This is a genomic window from Streptomyces sp. NPDC059695, assembly GCF_042733785.1.
Taxonomy (GTDB): Bacteria; Actinomycetota; Actinomycetes; order Streptomycetales; family Streptomycetaceae; genus Streptomyces.
On record NZ_JBHWFF010000072.1, the window covers coordinates 1 to 7441 of the forward strand.

Annotated in this window: 5 protein-coding genes; 4 read left to right on the forward strand and 1 reads right to left on the reverse strand. The window is 71.4% G+C overall.

What is annotated here, in order from left to right; genetic code table 11:
• Positions 1-299 precede the first annotated feature (299 nt).
• From ACFV2S_RS37705 to ACFV2S_RS37715, 3 genes are all read left to right on the forward strand, one after another.
• Entirely contained in the window at positions 300-1562 is a 1263-nt protein-coding gene (locus ACFV2S_RS37705) for a sensor histidine kinase (RefSeq protein WP_385570820.1), read from the forward strand.
• Entirely contained in the window at positions 1559-2248 is a 690-nt protein-coding gene (locus ACFV2S_RS37710; protein ID WP_385570823.1) for a response regulator, read from the forward strand. Before ACFV2S_RS37705 ends, ACFV2S_RS37710 begins: the two co-directional genes overlap by 4 nt.
• A gap of 144 nt (positions 2249-2392) precedes the next feature.
• A complete protein-coding gene (locus tag ACFV2S_RS37715; RefSeq protein WP_385570826.1) occupies positions 2393-5542 on the forward strand; it encodes an efflux RND transporter permease subunit in 3150 nt (1049 codons plus the stop codon).
• A 70-nt stretch (positions 5543-5612) separates the two neighbouring features.
• Here ACFV2S_RS37715 and nadA read toward each other — a convergent pair whose 3' ends face one another.
• The gene (gene nadA / locus ACFV2S_RS37720; protein WP_365218511.1) at positions 5613-6800 is read right to left on the reverse strand and encodes a quinolinate synthase NadA; all 1188 of its coding nucleotides are present in this window, start codon (positions 6798-6800) and stop codon (positions 5613-5615) included.
• A gap of 238 nt (positions 6801-7038) precedes the next feature.
• On the opposite strand from nadA, the gene ACFV2S_RS37725 reads away from it, so the two are divergent.
• Complete coding sequence (locus tag ACFV2S_RS37725; protein ID WP_015033024.1) at positions 7039-7395, forward strand: iron-sulfur cluster assembly accessory protein; 357 nt, start codon at positions 7039-7041, stop codon at positions 7393-7395.
• Positions 7396-7441 lie beyond the last annotated feature (46 nt).

Sequence of the window (7441 nt, forward strand, 5' to 3'; positions counted from 1 at the left end):
GGTGCGGGTCAGGGCGCGGGAGCCTGGGCCCGGCAAGGGGCGCCGTTCCGTTGTGCCCACCCGTTCCGCCCCAGCGGAACGATTGCCCACAACGGGGCGGGCGCGGGCCCACAACGGGGCGGGCGCGGGCCCACAACGGGGCGGGCGCGGTCCCACAACGGGGCGGGCGCGGTCCCACAACGGGGCGGGCGCGGGCCCACAACGGGGCGGGCGTGCGCCCACAACGGCGGCCCGCGGGCCCACAAACGGGCGGCCCGCAGCCCCCGGCGCCACCGCGCCGACCCGTACCGTTGTCCCCCGTGACCCCCTCCGGCCCCGGCCCCGCCCCCGGCACCCTCTACAGCCGTCTCCGCGACTGGTTCCGCGCGCATCCGCTCGCCTTCGACGCCACGATCGCCGCCGGCGCGCTCGTCTGCATGATCGCCGGGTCCTTCACCGATCCGCACGGCAGCCCGGACGGGCCGACCTTCGGGGACCGCAGCCCGGGCCCGTGGAGCGTGCTGATCATGGTCCTGGGGGCCGCCGCGCTCGTGATGCGCCGGCGCCGCCCGTTCGCCGTGCTCGCCTTCACCGTCACGGTCAGCCTCGTCGAGCTGGTCAACGACAACCGCCCGGCCCCGATCGCGATGGCCGCCGTCGTCGCGCTCTACACGGTGGCCTCGCGCACCGACCGGCCCACCACCTGGCGGGTCGGCCTCGCGACGATGGCCGTGCTGACCGCCGCGGCCATGGCCTTCGGGCCGACCCCCTGGTACGCGCAGGAGAACCTCGGCGTCTTCGCCTGGACCGGGATGGCGGCGGCCGCAGGGGACGCCGTCCGCAGCCGCCGGGCCTTCGTCGACGCGATCCGGGAGCGGGCGGAGCGGGCCGAGCGGACCCGCGAGGAGGAGGCCGGACGGCGGGTCGCCGAGGAGCGGCTCCGGATCGCCCGCGACCTCCACGACGTCGTCGCCCACCACATCGCCCTGGTGAACGTCCAGGCCGGGGTCGCCGCCCACGTGATGGACAAGCGCCCCGACCAGGCCAAGGAGGCCCTGGCGCACGTCCGCGAGGCCAGCCGCTCCGCCCTGGACGAGCTGCGCGCCACCGTCGGCCTGCTGCGCCAGTCCGGCGACCCGGAGGCCCCCACCGAGCCCGCGCCCGGCCTCGCCGTCCTCGACGGGCTGCTCGACAGCTTCCGCAAGGCCGGCCTCCCGATCGCCCTGGCCCGCGCCGACGAGGGCCTGACGCTCCCCGCGACCGTCGACCTCGCCGCGTACCGGATCGTGCAGGAGGCCCTGACCAACGTCCGCAAGCACGCCGGTCCGGACGCGAAGGCGGAGGTGAGCGTCGTCCGGGTGGGCCGTACGGTCGAGATCACCGTCCTCGACAACGGCACGCCCGGGACGGACCCGCCGCGGGCCGCCGAGCAGCCCCCCGTCGGCGGCCACGGCCTGCTCGGCATGCGCGAGCGGGTCGGCGCGCTCGGCGGCACCCTCACCGCCGCCCCCCGCTACGGCGGGGGTTTCCGCGTGCAGGCGATACTGCCGGTGACGTCCCGCACGGGGGAGGACCACGCATGACGATTCGCGTACTGCTCGCCGACGACCAGGCCCTGCTCCGCAGCGCCTTCAAGGTCCTGGTGGACTCCGAGCCCGACATGGAGGTCGTGGGGGAGGCGCCGGACGGCGCCGAGGCGGTCGCGCTCGCCCGCGCCACCCGGCCCGACGTCGTGCTCATGGACATCCGCATGCCGGGCACCGACGGCCTCGCCGCCACCCGGACGATCACCGCCGATCCCGAGCTCGCCGACGTGCGGATCGTCATGCTGACCACCTTCGAGGTCGACGAGTACGTCGTGCAGTCGCTGCGCGCCGGGGCCTCCGGCTTCCTCGGCAAGGGGGCCGAACCGGAGGAGCTCCTCGGCGCGATCCGGATCGCGCACGCCGGCGAGGCGCTGCTCTCCCCGGCCGCCACCAAGGGGCTGATCGCCACCTTCCTCGCGCAGGGCGCCGGGGCGGAGACCGTGGGCGCGGGCGGCGGCGCCCGCACCGCGCGGCTCGCCGCGCTCACCGCACGGGAGCGGGAGGTCCTCGTGCTCGTCGCGGGAGGCCTCTCGAACGACGAGATCGCCGAGCGGCTCGACGTCAGCCCGCTGACCGTGAAGACGCACGTCAACCGCACCATGGCCAAGCTGGGGGCCCGCGACCGGGCCCAGCTGGTGGTCACGGCCTACGAGTCGGGTCTCGTACGCCCCCGGGTGGAGTGAGCGCGTACTCCAGACGCGGTATGCGCGGGATAAGGAAGTGGACCCGGGGGCCGAGGACTTCTCGGCGTGGATCGCTGATCGTGTAGGTGGGGGGTGCCGCGGTGTGCCCGCCAGTCGACGAGTACGCCACAGAAGAGAGACCCCATGTCCTGGCTGTCCAGATTCAGCCTCGCGCAACGGGCCCTGATCGGGCTGATGTCCATTGTCGCGATCGTGTTCGGCGCGATCGCGATCCCGCAGCTGAAGCAGCAGTTGTTCCCCTCGATCGAGCTGCCCATGGTCTCGGTCCTCGCCCCCTACCAGGGCGCCTCTCCCGATGTGGTCGAGAAGCAGGTCGTCGAGCCGCTGGAGGACAATCTGAAGGCCGTCGACGGCCTGAAGTCGGTCACCTCGACGGCCTCCGAGGGCATGGCCGTCGTCATGGCCTCCTTCGACTACGGCGACGAGTCGACGAAGCAGCTGGTCGCCGACGTCCAGCAGGCGGTGAACCGGGCCCGCGCCCAGCTGCCCGACTCCGTCGACCCGCAGGTGATCGCCGGTTCGACGGACGACATGCCGACCGTCGTCCTCGCCGCCGCTTCCGACAAGGACCCGCAGGCGCTCGCCGACCAGCTGGAGCGGACCGTCGTGCCCGCCCTCCAGGACATCGAGGGCGTCGGCCAGGTCTCCGTCAGCGGCGTCCAGGACCTCCAGGTGTCCGTCACCCCGGACGAGCGCAAGCTCGCCGCGGCCGGACTGAACTCCATGAAGCTCGCCGAGGCCCTCCGCTCCGGCGGTGCCACGATGCCGGCCGGTGCCTTCTCGGAGGCCGGCAAGTCCCGCACGATCCAGGTCGGCGGCGGCTACACCTCGCTGCGGCAGATCGAGGACCTCCGCATCCCGGCGGCCGTCCCCGGCCAGGGCAAGGCGGTCCGGCTCGGCGACGTCGCCACCGTGCGGCAGGAGGAGTCGCCGCGCACCTCCCTCACGCGGACGAACGGCAAGCCCAGCCTCGCCGTCATGGCCACCATGGACAAGGACGGCAGCGCCGTCGCCATCTCCGACGCCGTCGAGGAGAAGCTGCCCGAGCTGCGCCGCGACCTCGGCGCCGGCGCCCAGCTGACCGTGGTCTCCGACCAGGGCCCGGCCGTCGCCAAGGCCGTCTCCGGTCTGACCACGGAGGGCGCGCTCGGCCTCGTCATGGCCGTCCTGGTGATCCTGGTCTTCCTCGCGTCGATCCGCTCGACGCTGGTCACCGCGGTCTCCATCCCGCTCTCGGTCGTCCTCGCGCTCATCGTGCTGTGGACCCGCGACCTCTCGCTCAACATGCTGACGCTGGGCGCGCTCACCATCGCCATCGGCCGTGTCGTCGACGACTCGATCGTGGTCCTGGAGAACATCAAGCGTCACCTGGGCTACGGCGAGGAGCGCCAGTCCGCGATCCTCACCGCGGTCCGCGAGGTGGCGGGCGCCGTCACCTCCTCGACCCTCACCACCGTCGCCGTCTTCCTGCCGATCGGTCTGACCGGCGGCATGATCGGCGAGCTGTTCGGCTCGTTCTCGCTGACGGTGACGGCGGCCCTGCTCGCCTCACTGCTGGTCTCCCTGACCGTGGTCCCGGTGCTGTCGTACTGGTTCCTGCGCGCCCCCAAGGGCACCTCGGAGGACCTGGCGGAGGCGCGCAGGCTCGCCGAGGAGAAGGAGGAGAAGAGCCGCCTCCAGCGCCTGTACGTGCCGGTCCTGCGGTTCGCGACCCGGCGCCGGCTCACGAGCCTGGCGATCGCCGTCGTCGTCCTGGTCGCCACCTTCGGCATGGCCCCGCTCCTGAAGACGAACTTCTTCGACCAGGGCGAGCAGGAGGTCCTGAACATCCGGCAGGAGCTGGCGCCCGGCACCAGCCTGAGCGCCTCGGACGAGGCCGCGAAGAAGATCGAGAAGGTCCTCGCGGAGACCGAGGGCGTCAAGGACTACCAGGTCACCGTGGGCTCCTCGGGCTTCATGGCGGCGTTCGGCGGGGGCACCGGCTCCAACCAGGCCTCGTACAAGGTGAGCCTGGACGACTCCGCCGCGTACGAGAAGACCCGTGACGCCATCGAGAAGGGCCTCGGCGCCCTCGACGGCATCGGCGACACCACCATCGCGGCGGGCGACGGCTTCGGCTCGGGCGATCTGAGCGTGGTCGTGAAGGCCGCGGACCCGGAGGTCCTCAAGAAGGCCTCCGACCAGGTCCGGTCCGCGATCGCCGGGCTCAAGGACGTCACCGACGTCCAGAGCGACCTGTCGCAGTCCGTCCCGCGGATCTCCGTGAAGGCGAACGCCAAGGCGGCCGACGCCGGCTTCGACACCACCTCGCTCGGCGCGATCGTCGCCCAGTCCGTCCGGGGCACCCCGGCCGCCAAGGCGATCCTCGACGACAGCGAGCGGGACGTCCTCATCACCTCGGCCCACCCCGCGACCACCCTGGCCGCGCTCAGGGCGCTGCCGCTCGGCCCGGTGAAGCTGGGCGACATCGCGACCGTCGAGCTGGTCCCCGGCCCGGTCTCGATGACCCGGATCGACGGGGCGCGCGCCGCGACGATCACGGCCAAGCCGGTCGGTGACAACACCGGCGCGGTGAGCGCCTCCCTGCAGTCGAAGATCAGCGCGCTCGACCTTCCGGAGGGCGCCACCGCGACCATCGGCGGTGTCTCCGAGGACCAGAACGAGGCCTTCCTCAACCTGTTCCTGGCGATGCTCGCGGCCGTCGCGATCGTCTTCATGCTGCTCGTGGCGACCTTCCGGTCGCTGATCCAGCCGCTGATCCTGCTGGTCTCGATCCCGTTCGCGGCGACGGGAGCGATCGGTCTGCTGGTGGTCACGGGCACCGCGATGGGCGTCCCGGCGATGATCGGCATGCTGATGCTCATCGGCATCGTCGTCACCAACGCGATCGTCCTGATCGACCTGATCAACCAGTACCGGGCGCAGGGCCTGGGCGTCGTCGAAGCGGTGATCGAGGGCGGCCGGCACCGTCTCCGCCCGATCCTGATGACGGCCCTGGCGACGATCTTCGCCCTGCTGCCGATGGCCCTCGGCATCACCGGTGAGGGCGGGTTCATCGCCCAGCCGCTGGCCGTGGTGGTGATCGGCGGTCTGATCACCTCGACGCTGCTGACCCTGCTCCTCGTCCCGACGCTCTACGCGATGGTGGAGCTCCGCAAGGAGCGCCGCGCGAAGAAGAAGGCGGCCAAGAAGGGCGGCGCGGAGATCCCGGAGCAGCCGACGGACGCGAACACGGACACGGACGCGGCCCTGCTGGACGCCCTGGACGTCTAGACGCCGTGTGTACGCCGAAGGGCGCCCCGCACCGAGCGGGGCGCCCTTCGGGCGTATCCGGGGAGAACCGTTACGGCAGCGCCAGCATCCGCTCCAGGGCGAGCTTGGCGAAGCTCTCCGTCTCCTTGTCGACCTGGATCTGGTTGACGAGGTTGCCCTCGGCCAGGGACTCCAGGGTCCACACCAGGTGGGGGAGGTCGATGCGGTTCATGGTCGAGCAGAAGCACACCGTCTTGTCGAGGAAGACGATCTCCTTGTCCTGGTCGGCGAATCGGTTCGCCAGCCGGCGGACGAGGTTCAGCTCGGTGCCGATCGCCCACTTGGAACCGGCCGGGGCCGCCTCCAGGGTGTTGATGATGTACTCGGTCGAGCCCACGTAGTCCGCGGCGGCCACGACCTCGTGCCGGCACTCGGGGTGGACGAGCACGTTCACGCCGGGGATGCGCTCGCGGACGTCGTTCACCGAGTCCAGCGAGAAGCGTCCGTGCACCGAGCAGTGGCCCCGCCAGAGGATCATCTTGGCGGCGCGCAGCTCCTCGACGGTGAGACCGCCGTTGGGCTTGTGCGGGTTGTAGAGCACGCAGTCGTCGAGGGACATGCCCATGTCGCGGACGGCGGTGTTGCGGCCCAGGTGCTGGTCCGGCAGGAAGAGCACCTTCTCGCCCTGCTCGAAGGCCCAGTCCAGGGCCCGCTCGGCGTTGGACGAGGTGCAGATCGTGCCCCCGTGCTTGCCGGTGAAGGCCTTGATGTCGGCCGAGGAGTTCATGTAGGAGACGGGCACGACCTGCTCGGCGACGCCGGCCTCGGTCAGCACGTCCCAGCACTCGGCGACCTGCTCGGCGGTGGCCATGTCGGCCATCGAGCAGCCGGCCGCGAGGTCGGGCAGGACGACCTTCTGGTCGTCACCGGTGAGGATGTCGGCCGATTCGGCCATGAAGTGCACACCGCAGAAGACGATGTACTCCGCCTCGGGCTTCGCGGCGGCGTCGCGCGCGAGCTTGAAGGAGTCGCCGGTCACGTCGGCGAACTGGATGACCTCGTCGCGCTGGTAGTGGTGGCCGAGCACGAAGACCTTGTCCCCGAGCTTCTCCTTCGCGGCGCGGGCGCGCTCCACGAGGTCCGGGTCGGAGGGCGACGGCAGATCGCCGGGACACTCCACGCCGCGCTCGCTCTTGGGGTCGGCTTCGCGACCGAGCAGGAGCAGGGCGAGCGGCGTCGGCTGCACATCCAGGGGCTGGGCGGTGGTCACGTCACGCACCCTTTCTTCGGGGTCTTCGGGAAACGCTTTTCGTCGAAATGACGCTATCTATCATAACCGCTTCACGTCAGGATGACGATGGCCATAGTGTCGATGTGACGAATTCGCAGTCCGTGGTTCCTGGTCAGGGTGTGCGAGCATGAAAGAGGGAAGACCCCACTCGGCCCGGAATGAATCCGGGGCACCGTCGGTTGCAACCGTCGGCAAGCAGTCTCCGTACACACCGGGAGAGAAGCAGATGTCCGTATCGGACGAGAAGACCACTGTCAGCGACGGCATCCTCCTGTCCGACGCCGCCGCGGCCAAGGTCAAGGCCCTCCTCGACCAGGAAGGCCGCGAGGACCTGGCCCTGCGCGTCGCCGTTCAGCCCGGTGGCTGCTCCGGCCTGCGGTACCAGCTGTTCTTCGACGAGCGCTCGCTCGACGGCGACGTCGTGAAGGACTTCGACGGCGTCAAGGTCGTCACCGACCGCATGAGCGCCCCGTACCTGGGCGGCGCGTCGATCGACTTCGTCGACACCATCGAGAAGCAGGGCTTCACCATCGACAACCCGAACGCCACGGGCTCCTGCGCCTGCGGCGACTCGTTCAGCTAAGTCGGTACGCGCGTGAGGGCGGCGGCCCCGGGGACCTCCCCGGGGC

Excerpts from the sequence above, each read along its gene's own strand:
- ACFV2S_RS37710 (WP_385570823.1), top strand. The coding sequence starts at position 1,559 with ATGACGATTCGCGTACTGCTCGCCGACGACCAGGCCCTGCTCCGCAGC.
- ACFV2S_RS37715 (WP_385570826.1), top strand. The coding sequence starts at position 2,393 with ATGTCCTGGCTGTCCAGATTCAGCCTCGCGCAACGGGCCCTGATCGGG.
- ACFV2S_RS37725 (WP_015033024.1), top strand. The coding sequence starts at position 7,039 with ATGTCCGTATCGGACGAGAAGACCACTGTCAGCGACGGCATCCTCCTG.